This is a genomic window from Cupriavidus sp. TMH.W2 (assembly GCF_050847365.1).
Lineage (GTDB): Bacteria > Pseudomonadota > Gammaproteobacteria > Burkholderiales > Burkholderiaceae > Cupriavidus.
In genome coordinates, this window is the sequence record NZ_CP193793.1 from 26,882 (window position 1) to 42,484 (window position 15,603).

Consider the following 15,603-nt stretch of genomic DNA (forward strand, 5'->3'; position numbering starts at 1 on the left):
TTTGAAGGCCGGCATCTGCCGGCCTTTCGTTCTTCAGGCTCTTGTTGCCGCGCTAGGCTCGCTTGGCGTGGTTGCCTCCATACTGGTTCATGTAGCGGTACTTGCCGAAGTGATAGTGGGCACGGTACCAGCGCCCCTCCACCTTCAGGCCGTTGAAGATCACGCCCTTGATATCGCTGCCGGCCTGCACGATCGCGCGCCGCGTGGCCTTGAGTTCCGATGCCGTGCTCGCGTCCGCGCGGGCCACCAGAAACACCGCGGCCGCCTTGGTTGCCAGCACGCCGGCGTCGGAGGTGGCCAGCACCGGCGGGGTGTCGAGCAGCACCACGTCGTAGCGGTTTCTGAGCGTGGCCAGCAGCGTATCCATGCCGCGGGTCTGCAGCAGGTCGGCAGCCAGCGGCGGCTCCGCGCCGGTCGCGATGAAGTCCAGGCCCGGCACCACATCGCGCTGCAGCACCTGGTCCAGCGGCGTGCCGGTCAGCAACTCGGTCAGGCCCGGCACCCGCGGCTTGCCGAAGTGGTGGTTGAGGCCACCGCGCCGCAGGTCGGCATCGATCAGCACCACGCGGCGCCCGGCGGTGGCCAGCACGGTGGCGAAGTTGGCCGAGATGAACGACTTGCCCACTTCCGGCGCTGCGCCGGTAATCACCACCACGTTGTTGCTGTCGCTGTTGAGCATGGCAAATTGCAGCGCCGTGCGGAAACTGCGCAGGCTCTCCACTGCCGGGTCGTCCGGCATGCGCCGCGCCAGCAGCTTGTCGGCATCCGGTCCGCTGCGCAGGCGCTCCTGCTGGGCGCTGTAGGGCACCGTCGCGTATACCGTCATGCCGGTTTCGCGCTCGATCTCATCCGCATCGGCCACGCCGCCGTCGAGCAGGCGCCGCAGCACCACCACGGCAACCCCGGCCAGCAGGCCCAGAATCACAGAGGCCGCGGCGATCAGCTTGCGGTTCGGCTTGGCCGGGCGGATCGGCACCTCGGCCGGATCCACCAGGCGCGCCGTGCCCACCTTGCTGGCACGCACCAGCTTGAGCTGCTGCACGTCGTTCAGCAGCGACTGGTACATCTCGGTGCTGACCTTCACGTCGCGCATCAGCCGCAGCACGTTCTGCTCGACATCCGGCAAGCGCTGGATCTTGCTGCCGACGGCGCCGAGCTGCGCGTTCAGGTCGGCAATCTGCTTGTCCATGATCTCGATCGCGGGATGGTTCGGGGTGAAGCGCGTAATCAGCTCCTGGCGCTTCTGGTGCAGCTCCTGCAGCTTGGCCTGCGTCGCCACGGACTGCGACAGGATCAGCTTGGATTCCTCGCTCAGATCGATGGTGCCGCGCTGGTTGCGCATGGCGTTGTAGCGCGTCTCGGCGGTTTCCACCTGTTGCTTGAGTTGCGGCAGCTGTGCTTCCAGGAAGGTCAGCGATTTCTCGGCTTCCGCCCCCTTGCGCGCCTGGTTCTGCTGGACATACGCGTTGCCGATTTCGTTCAGGGTAGCTGCCGTCATGTCGGGCGAGACGCCTTCCAGCGACACCCCGATGACGCCGCTTTGCTTGCCGCGCTCGGTGATGACCAGCAGGTTCTGCAGGTCCGAGATGGCGACGGCGCGCGGCAGGCGCGTGACATCGAAGATCGCACCCGGGTGCCCTTCGAGCTCGCTCACCGTGATGGTGACATTGCCGCTGGCGGTGGCCACCGCCAGCGGCACGCCGACGGTCCCCTCCGCGATGGCGTCATCGCTGGCGAACGCCAGCCGGTACTTGCCGTTGCCCAGCGCCGTGACGGTGATCAGGCGGCGCTCCATCGCCGGCGGCACGTCAAGGCGCGATACGGCGATGGCTTCGCTGCCCCACGCATAGCCGCCCTTGCCGAACAGGCCGGGCTGCGACAGTTCGTGGTTGAAGCTGGCCAGGGCCGCGCCCACTACGGGGAAATAGCGCGGCGCTGCCGTGACGTCCAGATGCAGGGCATCCACCGCCTTGCCCACCACCATGCGCGAGCGCAGCAACTCGATCTCTGCCGACGGGGCCGGCTTGACGTCGTAAACTGGCGAGACGGCGGCGCCTTGCTTATTGTTGCCGCCGCCGCCGGCATTGTTCTGCTCCTCGACCTGCACCAGGATGTCGGCGCGAAACACCGGCTTGGACAAGAAGGCGAAGAGCAGGCCCGCCGCCATGACCACCGCAGTGACCAGGAGAAAGGTCCAGCGATAGCGGACCAGCACGTCGACATACGAAGTCAGGTCCGCCTCCGGCCCGTCCGCTTCCTGTGTCTGCGTCTCGTAGTCACGCAGGTTCTTGATGTTGCTCATGTTGCCTCCCCGTAACGGGTTGCGGGTGCCTCGGATTGAATTCTTGCCGCCCATGACTGGACGCCCTGCCGGATCAGGCCGAGCACGATCACGAACATGGCCTGCGAGCAGCCATAGGGGTCCGGGATGTCCGCCTGTTCGGCTTCGCACAAGCGGTGCGTCTTGCCGCGCGCGGCCGGAAACTGCGCCTCCAGCCATTCGCGCTGCTCGTGGTCCATCACCAGGACCAGGTCAGCGCCGGCCACCATGCCGGCATCCAGCTCGCGCGCGCGGTGCGGCGCCAGGTCCAGCCCTTCTTTCGCCAGCAGCCGGATCACGCGCGGGTCGGCGCCCGCGCCGACTGGCGGCGCCAGCCCGGCCGAGGCGACGCTGCATGCGGGCAAGGCCTGGCGCAGCAGGTCGGCGGCCATCGGGCTGCGACACCGGTTGCCCAGGCAAACCACCAGGATCGAGCGGATCATCGCGGCCTCGGCTAATTCCAGGGTCAGCGGCTGCAGCATGGCTCAGGGCTTGGCCAGGCCGCCAATGCCAACCACCGGCTGCACCACCAGGCTCATGACACGGCTCCAGCGCACCACTTCGCGCGCGTCCACGTACACCACGTCCTTCGGTTCGAGCTCGAAGCCTTCGGCAATCGCCAGCGCCACCGGCGAAGTGCCGTCGAGGTGGTACACCTTGGGCGCATCGTTGGCCATCTTGCGGATTACGTAGATCTGTTCGGCATTGGCCGACGTGGGGTTCACGCCGCCGGCGTCTCCCAGGGCCTCGTTCAGGGTCATGCGTCCGTTGCGCATCAGCAGCGAGCTCGGCCTGACCACTTCGCCAGTGACGAAGATCTTGCTGTCCTCGCGCTGCTCGACCCGCACGATGTCGCCGGAGCGCAGCAGGATGCGCGCCGGGTCGACGCCCTTGGCCAGCATCGCGGGGATATTCACGTACCAGCTGCGGTCGCCGCGCGTGACGCGAATGCGGCTGTTGTCGCCGGTGGTGTTGAGCACGCCGCCGGCGCGGTTCAGCGCTTCGACCAGCGTCATCGCCGCGTCGTCGATGGCCAGCATGCCGGGCGTCCTCACCTCGCCGTCGACATAGACGCGCTGGCTGCGAAAGCCCAATACGCGCACCGTCATCTGCGGGTTGCGCACCACGCGCGAGAGCACGCGCGCCATTTCGTCGCGCACCTGGTTGGCGGTCTTGCCCGAGACCCTCATCACGCCGGCATAGGGAAACTGGATATCGCCGTTGGGGCTGACGACATAGCCCGGCATGTTCGATCCGCCAGTCGACGTCGGGATCTCGAAGGCCGCGCCGATGCTGTAGGTCTGTGTCGGGAACACCAGCTCTGGGTGGTCCCAGACCACCACCGAGATGATGTCGCCGGGGCCGATCACATAGGGCTTCGCCGTGGCAAAGAGTTCCTCGACGTGGTCATTGGTGGGCTTGGATCTGGCGCGCATCTCGCGCACCAGGTCCATGGTGATGGGAGTGATGTCCGGCTTCGCATCCGGCCCGACCGCGTTCACGTTCGCGCTGGGATTGAAGTACATCCCCGGAGCGGCGCAGCCCCCCAGCAGCAGGGCGGCGCCAAGCATGGCGCACAGGCCCGGCAACGAGCGGGACCGGACCTGACGCTTGGCGCGGGTGAGGCAAGCAGTGCGGCATTGACTGGTTTCCACGACATTCCTCCTGCACATTGGGGCTGGGCCCGTGTCGGGCACGGCATGCCCACGATGCTCCCAGCCTATGGCTGCGTGGGGGCTGGAATCGGTGCGCTCTCGCACACTCGCGCAAGCGCTCCGGGTGGTGCGCCGCGCACGGCTCAGGCCTGCGGCCGGCGCTGGCCGATGGGCCGCGCAGGAGTGCCGCCGTACACGGTCCACGCCTCGCGCAACGGCTTGGTGACCACCGAGCGCGGCGCGATCACGGCGCCCTCGGGCAGCGTCACGCCGGGCGAGATGAACGCTTCTGCGCACACCCAGACATGGCGCTCCAGCGTGATCGGTGACGCGATCAGCTGGAAGGTCTCGCTGTTGTAGTCGTGGGACCCCGTGCACAGGTGCGAGCCCTGCGAGACGATGGCGTAGTCGCCCAGCGTGATCGGACTGATGTTGTAGAGCGTCACGCCATCCGCGACGGCGGTGTGGTCGCCCATCACGAGGTTCCAGGGCGCCCATATCCTTGCGGCCGGGTAGACGCGGGCATCGCGGCCCAGCCTGGCGCCGAACAGCCGCAGCAGCGCCGCGCGCCAGGCGTGCATCGGGCGCAGGCTGGGCCGGAACAGCCACAGCCACACCCAGTTCCATAGCTGCCGGCGCACCCGGTTCGACAGCGCAAAGGAGGGACCGGAAGTGCGGTGGGTTTGCTGGATGATCATGGAAGGGCGACCCCGGACGGCTTGCATTGCGGCCATGCTCGCCCGAAGCCGCCCGCGCATCGGTGCGCCGCGCCACAGAACGGGGGCGGGCTGGCGCGTGCGCCAGCGCACCGAAATGCACGCGGCCCCGGCGCATGCTGCGCGCACACCAGCTTGCGCAGGCCCGATGCCAATGCGCGCTCCGGAACCCTGACCAGATGATGCAACCATTGCGGCCAAGCGGCGCGCCAGGCGTCCTGATCTACAGCGCTCCATTTCATCCTGCAGTCGGCGGCATGGAGCGCTTTGCCGAGGAACTCGCAACCGGGCTGACAGAACTTGGCTACCAGGTCGAGGTGGCCACGCGCACGCCGGCCGCGCCCGGTGATGCCACCGCGTTCCCGTTTGCCGTGACCCGCGTCCGCGGCCGGCTCCAGCTGGCCCGCGCCATGTTGCGCCACCGGCGCGTGCTATTTGTCGGCCTGACCTTCTACGATGTGATGCTGGCGACCGCGCTGCGCCGGCGCATCGTGCTGACGCATCACGGCCCCTACACCGTCTATGGCGACACGCGCCGGGCTTACGCCGGCGCCATCAAGCGCTGGCTGACGCGCTTCTACGACGGCATCTGCGTGAGCCAGTACTTGGCCGGGTGGTTGCCGGGCCAGCCGCTGGTGATCCACAACGGCTATCGCGATGAACTGTTCGCGGGCTCGGTGCCAGCCGCCGCGCGGCCCGCAGGGAGCTTTATCTTTGTCGGGCGCCTGGTGACGGAAAAGGGCGTGGACCTGTTGGTGCGCAGCTTTGCCCGGCTGCACGCAACGCGGCCGCAGGCGCGCCTGACCATTGTCGGCGACGGGCCGGAGCGCGACTCGCTGACCCGCCTTGCGGCCGGGCTGGGGTGTGCCGGCGCGGTGCACTTCGCCGGCAGCCAGCCAGGCGCGGCCGTGGCGGCGATGCTTGGGCGCCATCAATGCCTGGTAGCGCCATCGCTGGGCTATGAGTCCTTCGGCATCGTGGCACTGGAAGGCCTGGCGGCCGGCTGCGAGGTGATCGTGAGCCGGCGCGGCGGCCTGCCCGAAGCCGTCGGCGGCTTCGGCTGGGTCGTCGAGCCGGAGACCGGGCCGCTGCACGCGGCCATGGAAGCGGTGCTGGCGGGGCAGTCGCGGCGCACCGAACCCGGCACGCGGCTGTTCCTGCGCGAGCACGAGTGCAAGGCCGTCGCGCGCCGCTACGCCGAGGCCATTACGCGGTTCACGCAGCCTCCGCGCGAGCTCCGGGACAGCGTGCCGTTCAGCTCGGAAAAGCAGGGGCCCTAGGGTCTGAACAGACCCTGGGCCTGGCGCCAGCGGTCTTCATGCGCGGTCAGGCATTTGCGCAGAAAGCCCAGCGTGCCGGTGCCGCAGTACACGCAGATGCGGGGCAGGCCAAACGGGTCGTCGCTGGCGCGGGCCAGGCCGCGCGCGGTGATGGTGGCGTTGGCGTAGCCGGCGTCCCGGACCATCATCCGGTGCGAGGCATCCTGGCTGCCATACGGGTAGCAAAAGGCCGTCACCGGCACGCCGAGCAACTGCTCGAGTTCGTCCTTGGAGTGCGCGATCTGCCGGCGCGCCTCGGCCGGCGTCATGCGCAACAGGTCGACATGATCCAGGGTGTGCGAGCCGACCTCATGGCCGCCTTCATGCCAGCGCCGCATTTCCGCCAGGCTCATCAATGCAGCCGGCCGTATGCCCAGTGGCCGGTCCCATACATTGCTGCCGGAGATCTGCCCGCAGACGAAGTAGTTGGTCGCGGTGAAGCCGAGCGCGTCCAGCTCCGGCATGGCGTACTGGTAGACATTGTGGAAGCCGTCATCGAAGGTGATGCCGAATACCTTGCCGCTGCGCTCGCCGCGGATATAGGGCATCAGTTCGCGCATGGACAGGCCGCGATAGCCCAGCCGGTGCATCAGCCGCATCTGGCGGCCGAAGCGCGCCGGCGGCACCCAGAGCCCGCGGCCGGGCGAGCGGCGCGGCGGCGGCTCGTCAATCTGGTGATACATCAGGATCGGAATCGGCATGGCACAGGCAGAGAAGGCATGAAAGGCGGCGCGCATGTGGCCGCCGGATGGCAGCCATTCTGGTGCAGTGCATGACGGGGCTCGGTGCGTTGCCACACACCCGCGCCCGCCGGCGCGGGTGTGTGGCAACGAACAGAGCCCACAGGCCGCGTGGCTCATGCTTCGGGCACGCGGACTTGTCCTCCCGCGTGCCTCTGGCGCCGGTTCCCGATGGGGACGTTGGTGCAGGGCACAAGCGGTTCCCGGAGATCGCCCTGGATCATGAAACTGCTGCACGTCATTCCCTCCATCGATCCCGCCGGCGGCGGGCCCATCGAGGGCGTTCGCCAGTTGCGCCGGCCACTGAGCGAACGCGGCGTCGAGGTTGACGTCTGCTGTGGCGACGCGGCCGATGCGCCGTTTGTGCGCGGCAGTGAAATGAACGTGTTCGCGCTGGGCCCGTCTTCGCTGAAATATGGCTTCAACCCCAGGATGCTGGCGTGGCTGCGCACCCATGCCGGGGATTACGACGCCGTGCTGGTCGAAGGCCTGTGGCAGTTCCATGCGCTGGCCACATGCCTCGCGCTGCGCGGCGGCAGGGTGCCGTACTTCGTCTTTACGCACGGCATGCTGGACCCGTGGTTTCGCCAGCGCTATCCGCTCAAGCACATCAAGAAGAGCCTGTACTGGCTGCTTGGCGACTACTGGGTGCTGCGCCAGGCGCAAGGCGTGCTGTTCACCTGCGAGGAGGAACGGCGGCGTTCACGCAATGCTTTCTGGCCCTACCATTGCCGCGAGGTGATTGCCGGCTATGGCACCGCGCAGCCCCCGTCGGAGGCGGACCGCCTGCGCAACGTGTTCCTGGCCGCGTTTGCAGCCTTGCGCGACCAGCGCATCGTGCTGTTTCTCGGCCGTATCCACGAAAAAAAGGGCTGCGACCTGCTGGTCGAGGCGTTCGCCGACGTTGCCGGCGCGGACCCGCGGCTGCACCTGGTGCTGGCCGGGCCGGTCGACGCGGTGCTGCGCGAGCGCCTGGAGCGGCTTGCCGCCTGCCATCGGCTGGGCCAGCGCGTGACCTGGACCGGAATGCTGTCGGGTGAACTGAAGTGGGGCGCCTATCATGCCGCCGACGTCTTCTGCCTGCCCTCGCACCAGGAGAACTTCGGCGTCGCCGTCGCGGAAGCGCTGGGCTGCGGCGTGCCGGTGCTGATTTCGGACAAGGTGAACATCTGGCGCGAGATTGTCGCCGACGGGGCCGGCTTTGCCGGCGCGGATACCCGTGCCGGGACCACTGCATGCCTGCAGCAGTGGCTGATGGCGGGGCCGGCCGCGCATGCGCGCATGCGCAGGCAGGCACAGGACTGCTTCCGCCGGCGCTTCGAGGTGCAGCAGACCGCGCAGCGGCTGCTGGAGATCCTCGGCGGGCGCGGCGTGGAGGCTGGGCCGGCGGCCGATGCCGCCCTGGGCCCCACCCCGGCGGGCACGCCATGAAAGCGCTCAGCATCTTCGCCTATGCCGTGCTGTCCCAGGGACTGGGCGCTGTCACCGGCCTGCTGCTCGCGCATTGGCTCAGCGTCGGGGACTATGCCATCTATACCGTGACGGGCGCCATCGTGGGTGCCATGTCCATCATCACGAAGGGCGGCATCCACTTCGGCCTGAACGCGATCCTGGGCCGCACCTGGCCAGACCGCCGACGCGCCGCGCAGGCGACCCAGGCCGCGCTGGACCAGCGCAAGCGCATTTCGGCCTTCCTGTTGCCGCCGCTGCTGATCGTTGCCGGCGTGCTGATGTATCGCAACCACGCCGCGCTGGCGCTGGTCGCCGCACTGCTGCTGACACTGCTGGCGATGTGGTACTTCGACATGCAGTCGCGCGTGGTGGACCAGGTGCTGCTGTTCGCCAACCGGGCGCCGGCGCTGCAGTCACTGGATGTCGGCTTGTCGGGGACACGCCTGCTGCTCTCATGGGGGCTCTATCTGCTCGGGCTGCAAAGCGCGCTGGCAGCCAGCCTGGTCAATACCCTCTTCGCCGGCTTGCGGGTGCCGTTCGTGCGCCGCTGGCTGCGGCGCGAACTGCCGGCGGGCGCGGCGGCGCCGGTGGCGGAGGATCAGCGCTCGATCCGCGCGATCACGCGCCGGCAGATTCCCATGGACGCGTTCTACTGCCTGCAGTCGCAGTTTGCCTTCGGCATCGTGGCCTACTACGGGGCCGCCGGCCAGACCGCGGCAATCGGCGCATTGTCGCGCATCGGACAGTTGCTAGTGCCGGTCAGCATCGTGGTCGGCGCCTACGTCATTCCCCGCTTTGCGCAGGCACGCGAGCACGTGCTGCGCCAGTACCTGGGCTGGCTGCTCCTGGCATCGCTGCCGGCGTGCGCGCTGGTGCTGCTGGCCTGGCTGTGGCCCGGCCTGCTGCTGCGCCTGATCGGATCCCACTACGCCGGCCTCAACCTGGAACTCCTGATCGCCTGCACGGGGGCCGCTGCCTACAGCATTGTCGGCATCGCATGGGAACTGCTGGCCAACCGGGGCTTGAATCACTTCAACTTCATGCAGGTGCCGATGGTGATCGCGTGGTGCCTGGCCGCCCCGCATCTGCTCGACCTGTCTACGCTGGGGGGCGTGCTCTGGTTCGACGCCGGGCTGTCGTCTGGCCTTGCCGCCGCGGTGCTGTGCGAGCTGGCCAGCGCCATCCGCGCCGGGCGGCTGTTGCCGCCGCCTGTGCTGTCTGTCAATGGAGCCGCCAATGAATACATCCGCTAGCGATCGGCAGCGCCGGAGCCCCGCATGAAGGCACTGGTGACCCATCCCGGCCTGCAGCATTCGCACCAGATGGCGCAGGCCCTCTACGAGCAGGGCATGCTCAGGCAGTACTGGTCCGGGGTGCCGGTCCGGGGGCCCGGCGAGCCGGTGCCGTGGTGGCTGCCGCCGGGGTATCGGGCCAGGGTCAGGGAAGTCGGCATTCCGCAAGCGCTGCGGCGCCATCCCTTGTGGTTCCCGGGCATGCTCAAGCTGGGCCTGAACCGCCGCGTGGGGCTCAACCGCGTCATGGGCCTGTCGCAGTCAGCCTATGCGCACCGGATCTTCCACCTGTTCGACGACTGGGTGGCGCGCCGGGTCGAGGTCTTGCGCCCGGAGGTCGTGGTCGCTTACGAGAACTCGGCCATGCGGACCTTCGAAGCGGCGCGGCGCATCGGCGCGCGCTGCGTGCTGGACGCGCCGGCGGTGCATCGCGTGACGGCGGCGGCCATGCTGAATCTGCCGCCCGACCGCTGCCAGGCCGAGATCGACGCGCGCAAGGACCGTGAGGTGGAACTGGCGGACCTGGTCATCACCTGCTCCGAGTTCGCTGCGCAGTCATACGCGGATGCGGGCGTGCCGGCCTCGAAGCTCAGGCCCATCCTGCTCGGGGCCAGCGCGCCGGGCAATGTGCAGCGCCGGCGCGCGCGCGCCGGCACGCGCTTCCTGTATGCCGGCGGCCTGACCACGCTCAAGGCCGTCGATTTGCTGCAGCAGGCCTTTTCCATGGTGCGCGCGCGCGTACCGGAGGCGGAGCTGGCCGTTGCGGGCTGGGGCGCGGACCCCACGCTTGCCGCGGCGCTGGCCTCGACCCCGGGGGTAACCCTGCTCGGCGCCTTGCCGCAGCCTGTGTTGTTCCAGGAGATTGCCGACGCCGACTGCCTGGTGCTGCCGTCCCGTTTCGATTCATTCGGCATGGTGGTGGCCGAAGCGCTCGCTTGCGGCACCCCGGCGCTGGTGTCCGAGTGTGTGGGGGCGAAGGAAATCCTGCAGGAGTTTCCGCGCGCGGGCTGGATCGTTCAGGTCAGCGCGCAATCTTTGTATGACCGCATGCTGGAGCTTGCCACGGTGCGCGCCAGCCTGGACGAGGCGCGCCAGTACGCGAGCCTGGCCGGGGAGAAGTACACCTGGGCCAGGTATCGCCGCGCCGCGGTCGCAACCATTGCGACGCTATGCTGACCCGATCCGCCGCACACCTGGGGCCGCCGGTGCACTCGCGCACCCGCCGCCATGCACGCACTACCTTCGGCACCGTCTTCCTGATGGTATTCCTGGTGGCTGTCTTCGAGGGCGCGGCGCGCAAGTGGGTATCAGGCTCCCTGAGCCTGCCGCTGGTCCTGTTGCGGGATCTGCTGGCGCTCTATGGCATCTACCACGCGATGCGCTATGGCGGCTTCACGCTGGCGCGGCAGGCGGTGCGCATGCTGCTGCTGTGGACCGGCATGGTGTGCGCATGGGGACTGCTCCAGATCATCGCGGGCGACGGCTCCTTGCCCATCATGCTGGTCGGGCTGCGTTTCTGGCTGCTCTATGTCTGGTTCGGCGTCGCCGCGGCGCTGCTGCTCGACACGCAGGACGTGGAGGCGATCTGCAAGGCCACGCTGGTGCTGATGGTGCTGATGGCGCCCCTGGTTGTGCTGCAACATTACCTGCCACCCGGCAACTTCCTGAACCGGCAGGTCGATGGTGACGAGGACAAGGTGTTCATGATGGTGGAGGACATCGTGCGCACCACCGGCACGTTCTCTTTCACCCTGGGCTACACCACCTTTCTGGCGATTGCCATGCCGATGGCGCTGCAGTACGTGATTGGCGGCAGCGGCAAGTGGCACTGGCTGTACGCGCCGGTGGTGCTGGGCGGCGTGCTGGTAAGCGCGCTGGTGAGCGGCTCGCGCGCCACCGTCTTGCTGCTGCCGGCCATGTTCCTGGCCGCGGCGCTGTGCATGCTGGTGTTCGGGCGCGGGGCGGTGAAGCGGCGGGTGCTGTACTGGGCGGGCATCGGGGTGCTGCTCGGCGCCGTCGGCATGACCGTCTTCAGCGATTCGGTGCAGGGCACGATCCAGCGCTTTCACGACGCCGCCGAGTACGAGGATTTCGGCACGCGGGTGGAAACCATTTTCCTTGGCGAGGGGGAAGCCTACGTCAAGCAAAGCCTGCTTGGCGCGGGGCTGGGGCGTGGCAGCAACTTGGCGAGCTACCTCGAGCGCGGCCAGATCAGCTTCATGCTGTCGGAAACCGAGACGGCCCGGACCATCGAGGAAGCCGGCTTGCTTGGCTATGTCTTTGTGGCGCTGAAGCTCCTCATCTGCATGACCGGCATGGGGCGGGCCATCGGCGTGGCGCGCAGCACCGGCCGGTGCTTTGCCATCCTGCTCTGGCTGGTGGGCACCCTGTGCCTGATGTCATGGTCGCTGATCGGCCAGTTGACGTCCAATGTGCTGGGCTTCCTCTTTATCGGATTCACCATGGCGGTGACTCGGCTGGAGCGGCGGCGAGGGCGAGCCCGGTAGCCGCGCTGCAAGAACATTTGCGAAACGCAATATGAAGCTCATCTTGTTCGGTCATCCGTCGTTCTTCGGCAGCCACAGCATGGATCGCTTTGCAGCCATGATTGTGGAGGGCATGCGCGCGCGCGGCCACGATGCGCAACTATGGACCCCGCCGGCCATGCTGGTGCGGCTGTCCGGGCGCCGGGGCTTGCGCAAATGGCTGGGCTATATCGATCAATACGTGATCTTTCCAGCGCTGGCGTGGTGGCGGCTGCGGCGTGCCGGCCGCGGCGCACTGCTGGTGCTGACCGATCATTCGCTCGGCATGTGGATGTGGCTGCTGCATCGCCGCCCGCATGTCATCCATTGCCACGATTTCATCGCCCAGCGCACGCTTGCCGGCGAGTTCACCGAGCGCCGGCTTTCATTCAGCGGACGGGTCTACCAGTCGCTGATCATGCGCGGGATTGCGCTGGGCCGGAACTTTGTCGCGGTGTCGGACAAGACAGCGCAAGACCTGCTGCGCTTGTATCCGGAGCCGGCCCCGCTGGTGCAGGTCGTCCACAACGGGCTCAACTACCCGTTCCGCCCGCTCGAGCCCCGGGTTGCCGTGCGGCGGCTGCAAGCCGCGGGCATCGATGACGTCAGCCCGGGCATGCTGGTCCATGTCGGCGGCAACCAGTGGTACAAGAACCGCGAAGGCGTGCTGGCGCTGTATGAAGCCTATTGTGAAGCCTGTTGCGGGGAGACCGGCGCGCCGCGCCCGCTGTGGATGATCGGCCCTGCGCCTACACCCGCTATGCGCGAGGTAGCCGACAGGGCGCAACGGCTGGGCGGCAAGGTGCGCTTCCTGCATGGCATGTCCACGGAGGCAGTCCATGCCGTGTATGCGCTGGCCGCGGCGCTGCTCTTTCCCAGCCTGGAGGAGGGCTTCGGCTGGCCTGTGATCGAGGCCATGGCCTGTGGCATTCCGGTACTGACGACGGCGCGTGCGCCGATGGAGGAGGTCGGGGGCGGGCTGGCGCTGCTGGTGGAGCCGATGGCGCCTGGCCACGCGCACGCGTGGGCGCGGCGCAACGTGGGGGTGCTGCTCGATCTCCTGTCGTGGCCCGAAGCGAGGCTCGGCAAGCTGTCTGCGGACTCGCTGAACTGGGCCCGGCATTTCTCCGCTGACCTGGCGCTGGACCAGTACGAGGCCATCTACCTTGCCGCGCTGGCGCCCGGGTCTGCCGGCGAAGCATCGGGGCAGTCCCGGCGGATGGCCCAGAATATGGAAAGCTGACAGCGCGCGCGCGGCCCCTGTTGCAGTGTGAATACAACCGCGGGCAATGCGCGTTGAGCCTCTGCGCTCAGGCGACCGCAGAGGCGTCCGGCGTGGCAGGCGACGACATCAGTTCCTGCAGCGCGGATTCCAGCCCCGACAGCACGGCGTCGCGGCCAAGATGCGTTTCGGCCCATGCGCGGCCTGCGGCGGCAAGCATGGCGCGCCGCTGCGGCTGGCAGGCGAGCGTTGCAATGGCATGCGCCAGCGCGCTGCCATCGCCCGGCGGCACCAGTACACCCACGCGCGCCACCAGGCGGCCCAGTTCGGTATCGGGCAATGCGGTGGCAATGACCGCGCGCCGGCTTGCCAGCATGCCGGCGAGCTTGGAGGGCATCACCAGGTCGGCGGCATCGGCGCGCTGCGGCAGCAGGTGGATATCGGCCGCCGCCATCATGGCGTGGAACCGCGCCTGTGGCTGCAGCGGCAGGAAATGCACGCGCGCCAGGCCGGCGCAACGGTCCTGCAGCGCGGCGCGGCCGCTGCCATCGCCGCACAGCACCACGTGGATGCGCTGATGGCCCTGCAGTGCCTGGGCGGCGTCGCCCAGCACTTCCAGGCCCTGCTTGTTGCCCATATTCCCGGCATACAGGGCCAGCACCGCATCGGCGGGAATCCCCAGCGTCTGACGGAAGGCGTGTGCTGCGTCGGGCGATGCCTCGTGCAGGTCGGCCCAGTTCGGCAGCAGTTTCAGGCGCGCGTCGCTGACGCCCTTGGCGAGCAAGGCATCCGCCATCGCGTGCGAGATCGTGGAAACCCGGTGGTAGCGCGTGGTCAGGGCCCGCTCCATGCGCGTGGCCAGGCGGCGCAGCAGCGGATGCCGCAGCACGCCCAGGGCGAAAGCGGCATCGACTTCGAGATCCTGCACATGCAGCCAGGTCCTGGCGTGGGTCGCACTGCCGAGCAGCAGCGCCGCGGGGCTGCACATCAGCGTGGGCTCGACGGCAAAGATCACGTCGGGGCGCCAGCGCAGTTGCGCTGCCAGGCATGGCAGCGTGGTCAGCGCAAAGCTCATCAGGTGCAGGATGCGCGGCAGGCCGGAGGGCTTGTGCGGCACCCAGATCGGTGCGCGGTAGACCGTGACCTGGCCGTGCATCTCGCGGCGGTAGCGCCAGGCGCTGTAGCCTTCGCCGACGCGCCAGGCGGGGTAGTACGGCGGGGCGCAGATGACGCGCACTTCATGGCCGCGCGTGGCCAGCCATTGCGCCTGTTCGCCGGTGTACTTGCCGATGCCGGTCAGCTCCGGCGCGTAGTTCTGGCAGTAGATCAGGATCTTCATGGCGGCTCCGCGCGCGCGTTCCGTGGTCAGGCCAGCGCCGGCGCGACGCCGCTGGGCAGCATGCCCGTGCGGCAGGCCTCCTCGTACACGCGGTGCAGGCCGTCTTGCAAGGGAATCTGCGGGCGCCAGCCCGTGCCCATGATCGCGGCGCTGTCCAGCCGCTTGCGCGGCGTGCCGTCGGGCTTGTCGGCCTCGAAGCCGAGGGTGCCGCGATAGCCGGTGACCCGTGCCACCAGTTCCGCCAGCGCACCGATCGAGATCTCGTCGTCGCTGCCCACGTTGAGAAAGCCCGCCGGGGCTGCCTCGCGGTATGCCGGCGCAGGCAGGGCCATCACGTGCAGGCAGGCGCGCGCGAGATCGTCGGCATGCAGGAATTCGCGCAGGGGCCGGCCGGTGCCCCACACCGCCACGCGCGGGGCACCGGCCAGGCGCGCATCATGGAAGCGGCGGATCAGCCCTGGGATGACATGGCTGTTCTCAGGGTGGTAGTTGTCGCCCGGCCCATAGAGGTTGGTCGGCATCACGCAGCGGAAGTCGGTGCCGTATTGCCGGTTGTAGCTGTCACACAGCATGATGCCGGCGATCTTGGCGATCGCGTAGGGCGCATTGGTCGGCTCCAGCGCGCCGGTCAGCAGCGCCGCTTCGGGGATCGGCTGCGGCGCCAGCCTGGGGTAGATGCAGCTCGAGCCGAGAAACAGCAGGCGCCGCACGCCGGCCTGCCACGCGGCATGGATCACGTGCGTGGCGATGGCAAGGTTCTGGTGGATGAATTCCGCGGGATAGGCGTTGTTCGCATGGATGCCGCCGACACGGGCGGCGGCCAGGTAGACCTCGTCGATGCGCTGCGCGGCAAAGAAGGCCTGCACCTGCTGCTGGTCGCACAGGTCCAGCTCCGTGTGCGTGCGTGTCACGATGTCGGCCGCGCCGCGCGCGCGCAACGCGCGCTCGATGGCCGAGCCGACCATGCCGCGGTGGCCGGCGACAAAGACGCGCGGGCGCAGTGCGATGGCCTCGGTCATGGCG

The 15,603-nt window shown here is 68.5% G+C and carries 13 protein-coding genes; 6 read left to right on the forward strand and 7 right to left on the reverse strand.

Annotated features, from left to right (window positions below; translation table 11 throughout):
* Positions 1–52: 52 nt before the first annotated feature.
* The 4 genes from ACREYQ_RS17725 to ACREYQ_RS17740 form a co-directional block, all read right to left on the reverse strand.
* A complete protein-coding gene (locus ACREYQ_RS17725) occupies positions 53–2,302 on the reverse strand; it encodes a polysaccharide biosynthesis tyrosine autokinase (protein ID WP_432261522.1) in 2,250 nt (749 codons plus the stop codon).
* The gene (locus ACREYQ_RS17730; protein WP_432261523.1) at positions 2,299–2,802 is read right to left on the reverse strand and encodes a low molecular weight protein-tyrosine-phosphatase; all 504 of its coding nucleotides are present in this window, start codon (positions 2,800–2,802) and stop codon (positions 2,299–2,301) included. The genes ACREYQ_RS17725 and ACREYQ_RS17730 overlap by 4 nt, the downstream gene beginning before the upstream one ends.
* A 3-nt stretch (positions 2,803–2,805) precedes the next feature.
* Complete coding sequence (locus ACREYQ_RS17735) at positions 2,806–3,891, reverse strand: polysaccharide biosynthesis/export family protein (RefSeq protein WP_432262690.1); 1,086 nt, start codon at positions 3,889–3,891, stop codon at positions 2,806–2,808.
* Between the two features lie 227 nt (positions 3,892–4,118).
* Positions 4,119–4,673, reverse strand: coding sequence for a putative colanic acid biosynthesis acetyltransferase (locus tag ACREYQ_RS17740; protein ID WP_432261524.1), 555 nt, complete (start codon positions 4,671–4,673; stop codon positions 4,119–4,121).
* A 197-nt stretch (positions 4,674–4,870) separates the two neighbouring features.
* On the opposite strand from ACREYQ_RS17740, the gene ACREYQ_RS17745 reads away from it, so the two are divergent.
* Complete coding sequence (locus ACREYQ_RS17745; protein ID WP_432261525.1) at positions 4,871–5,971, forward strand: glycosyltransferase family 4 protein; 1,101 nt, start codon at positions 4,871–4,873, stop codon at positions 5,969–5,971.
* On the opposite strand, the gene ACREYQ_RS17750 is transcribed toward ACREYQ_RS17745, so the two are convergent.
* The gene (locus ACREYQ_RS17750; RefSeq protein ID WP_432262691.1) at positions 5,968–6,711 is read right to left on the reverse strand and encodes a polysaccharide deacetylase family protein; all 744 of its coding nucleotides are present in this window, start codon (positions 6,709–6,711) and stop codon (positions 5,968–5,970) included. The genes ACREYQ_RS17745 and ACREYQ_RS17750 overlap by 4 nt on opposite strands.
* A gap of 261 nt (positions 6,712–6,972) precedes the next feature.
* Between ACREYQ_RS17750 and ACREYQ_RS17755 the strand changes: the two genes are divergently transcribed.
* The 5 genes from ACREYQ_RS17755 to ACREYQ_RS17775 are packed head-to-tail and all read left to right on the forward strand — an operon-like array spanning position 6,973 to position 13,262.
* Complete coding sequence (locus ACREYQ_RS17755; RefSeq protein ID WP_432261526.1) at positions 6,973–8,181, forward strand: glycosyltransferase; 1,209 nt, start codon at positions 6,973–6,975, stop codon at positions 8,179–8,181.
* Positions 8,178–9,455, forward strand: a complete 1,278-nt coding sequence (locus tag ACREYQ_RS17760; RefSeq protein WP_432261527.1) for a hypothetical protein — start codon at positions 8,178–8,180, stop codon at positions 9,453–9,455. The genes ACREYQ_RS17755 and ACREYQ_RS17760 overlap by 4 nt, the downstream gene beginning before the upstream one ends.
* 24 nt (positions 9,456–9,479) lie before the next feature.
* Positions 9,480–10,670, forward strand: coding sequence for a glycosyltransferase family 4 protein (locus tag ACREYQ_RS17765; RefSeq protein WP_432261528.1), 1,191 nt, complete (start codon positions 9,480–9,482; stop codon positions 10,668–10,670).
* A complete protein-coding gene (locus tag ACREYQ_RS17770) occupies positions 10,664–12,001 on the forward strand; it encodes a hypothetical protein (protein ID WP_432261529.1) in 1,338 nt (445 codons plus the stop codon). Before ACREYQ_RS17765 ends, ACREYQ_RS17770 begins: the two co-directional genes overlap by 7 nt.
* Positions 12,002–12,032: 31 nt before the next feature.
* Complete coding sequence (locus ACREYQ_RS17775; RefSeq protein WP_432261530.1) at positions 12,033–13,262, forward strand: glycosyltransferase; 1,230 nt, start codon at positions 12,033–12,035, stop codon at positions 13,260–13,262.
* A 67-nt stretch (positions 13,263–13,329) separates the two neighbouring features.
* Here ACREYQ_RS17775 and ACREYQ_RS17780 read toward each other — a convergent pair whose 3' ends face one another.
* Together ACREYQ_RS17780 and ACREYQ_RS17785 are read right to left on the reverse strand one after the other, a co-directional pair.
* The gene (locus ACREYQ_RS17780; protein ID WP_432261531.1) at positions 13,330–14,580 is read right to left on the reverse strand and encodes a glycosyltransferase WbuB; all 1,251 of its coding nucleotides are present in this window, start codon (positions 14,578–14,580) and stop codon (positions 13,330–13,332) included.
* Positions 14,581–14,606: 26 nt separating this feature from the next.
* The gene (locus tag ACREYQ_RS17785) at positions 14,607–15,599 is read right to left on the reverse strand and encodes a GDP-L-fucose synthase family protein (protein WP_432261532.1); all 993 of its coding nucleotides are present in this window, start codon (positions 15,597–15,599) and stop codon (positions 14,607–14,609) included.
* Between the last annotated feature and the right edge of the window lie 4 nt (positions 15,600–15,603).

Coding starts and splice junctions, on each gene's coding strand:
- ACREYQ_RS17725 (WP_432261522.1), bottom strand. CDS start 2,302: ATGAGCAACATCAAGAACCTGCGTGACTACGAGACGCAGACACAGGAA.
- ACREYQ_RS17730 (WP_432261523.1), bottom strand. CDS start 2,802: ATGCTGCAGCCGCTGACCCTGGAATTAGCCGAGGCCGCGATGATCCGC.
- ACREYQ_RS17735 (WP_432262690.1), bottom strand. CDS start 3,891: ATGCTTGGCGCCGCCCTGCTGCTGGGGGGCTGCGCCGCTCCGGGGATG.
- ACREYQ_RS17740 (WP_432261524.1), bottom strand. CDS start 4,673: ATGATCATCCAGCAAACCCACCGCACTTCCGGTCCCTCCTTTGCGCTG.
- ACREYQ_RS17745 (WP_432261525.1), top strand. CDS start 4,871: ATGATGCAACCATTGCGGCCAAGCGGCGCGCCAGGCGTCCTGATCTAC.
- ACREYQ_RS17750 (WP_432262691.1), bottom strand. CDS start 6,711: ATGCCGATTCCGATCCTGATGTATCACCAGATTGACGAGCCGCCGCCG.
- ACREYQ_RS17755 (WP_432261526.1), top strand. CDS start 6,973: ATGAAACTGCTGCACGTCATTCCCTCCATCGATCCCGCCGGCGGCGGG.
- ACREYQ_RS17760 (WP_432261527.1), top strand. CDS start 8,178: ATGAAAGCGCTCAGCATCTTCGCCTATGCCGTGCTGTCCCAGGGACTG.
- ACREYQ_RS17765 (WP_432261528.1), top strand. CDS start 9,480: ATGAAGGCACTGGTGACCCATCCCGGCCTGCAGCATTCGCACCAGATG.
- ACREYQ_RS17770 (WP_432261529.1), top strand. CDS start 10,664: ATGCTGACCCGATCCGCCGCACACCTGGGGCCGCCGGTGCACTCGCGC.
- ACREYQ_RS17775 (WP_432261530.1), top strand. CDS start 12,033: ATGAAGCTCATCTTGTTCGGTCATCCGTCGTTCTTCGGCAGCCACAGC.
- ACREYQ_RS17780 (WP_432261531.1), bottom strand. CDS start 14,580: ATGAAGATCCTGATCTACTGCCAGAACTACGCGCCGGAGCTGACCGGC.
- ACREYQ_RS17785 (WP_432261532.1), bottom strand. CDS start 15,599: ATGACCGAGGCCATCGCACTGCGCCCGCGCGTCTTTGTCGCCGGCCAC.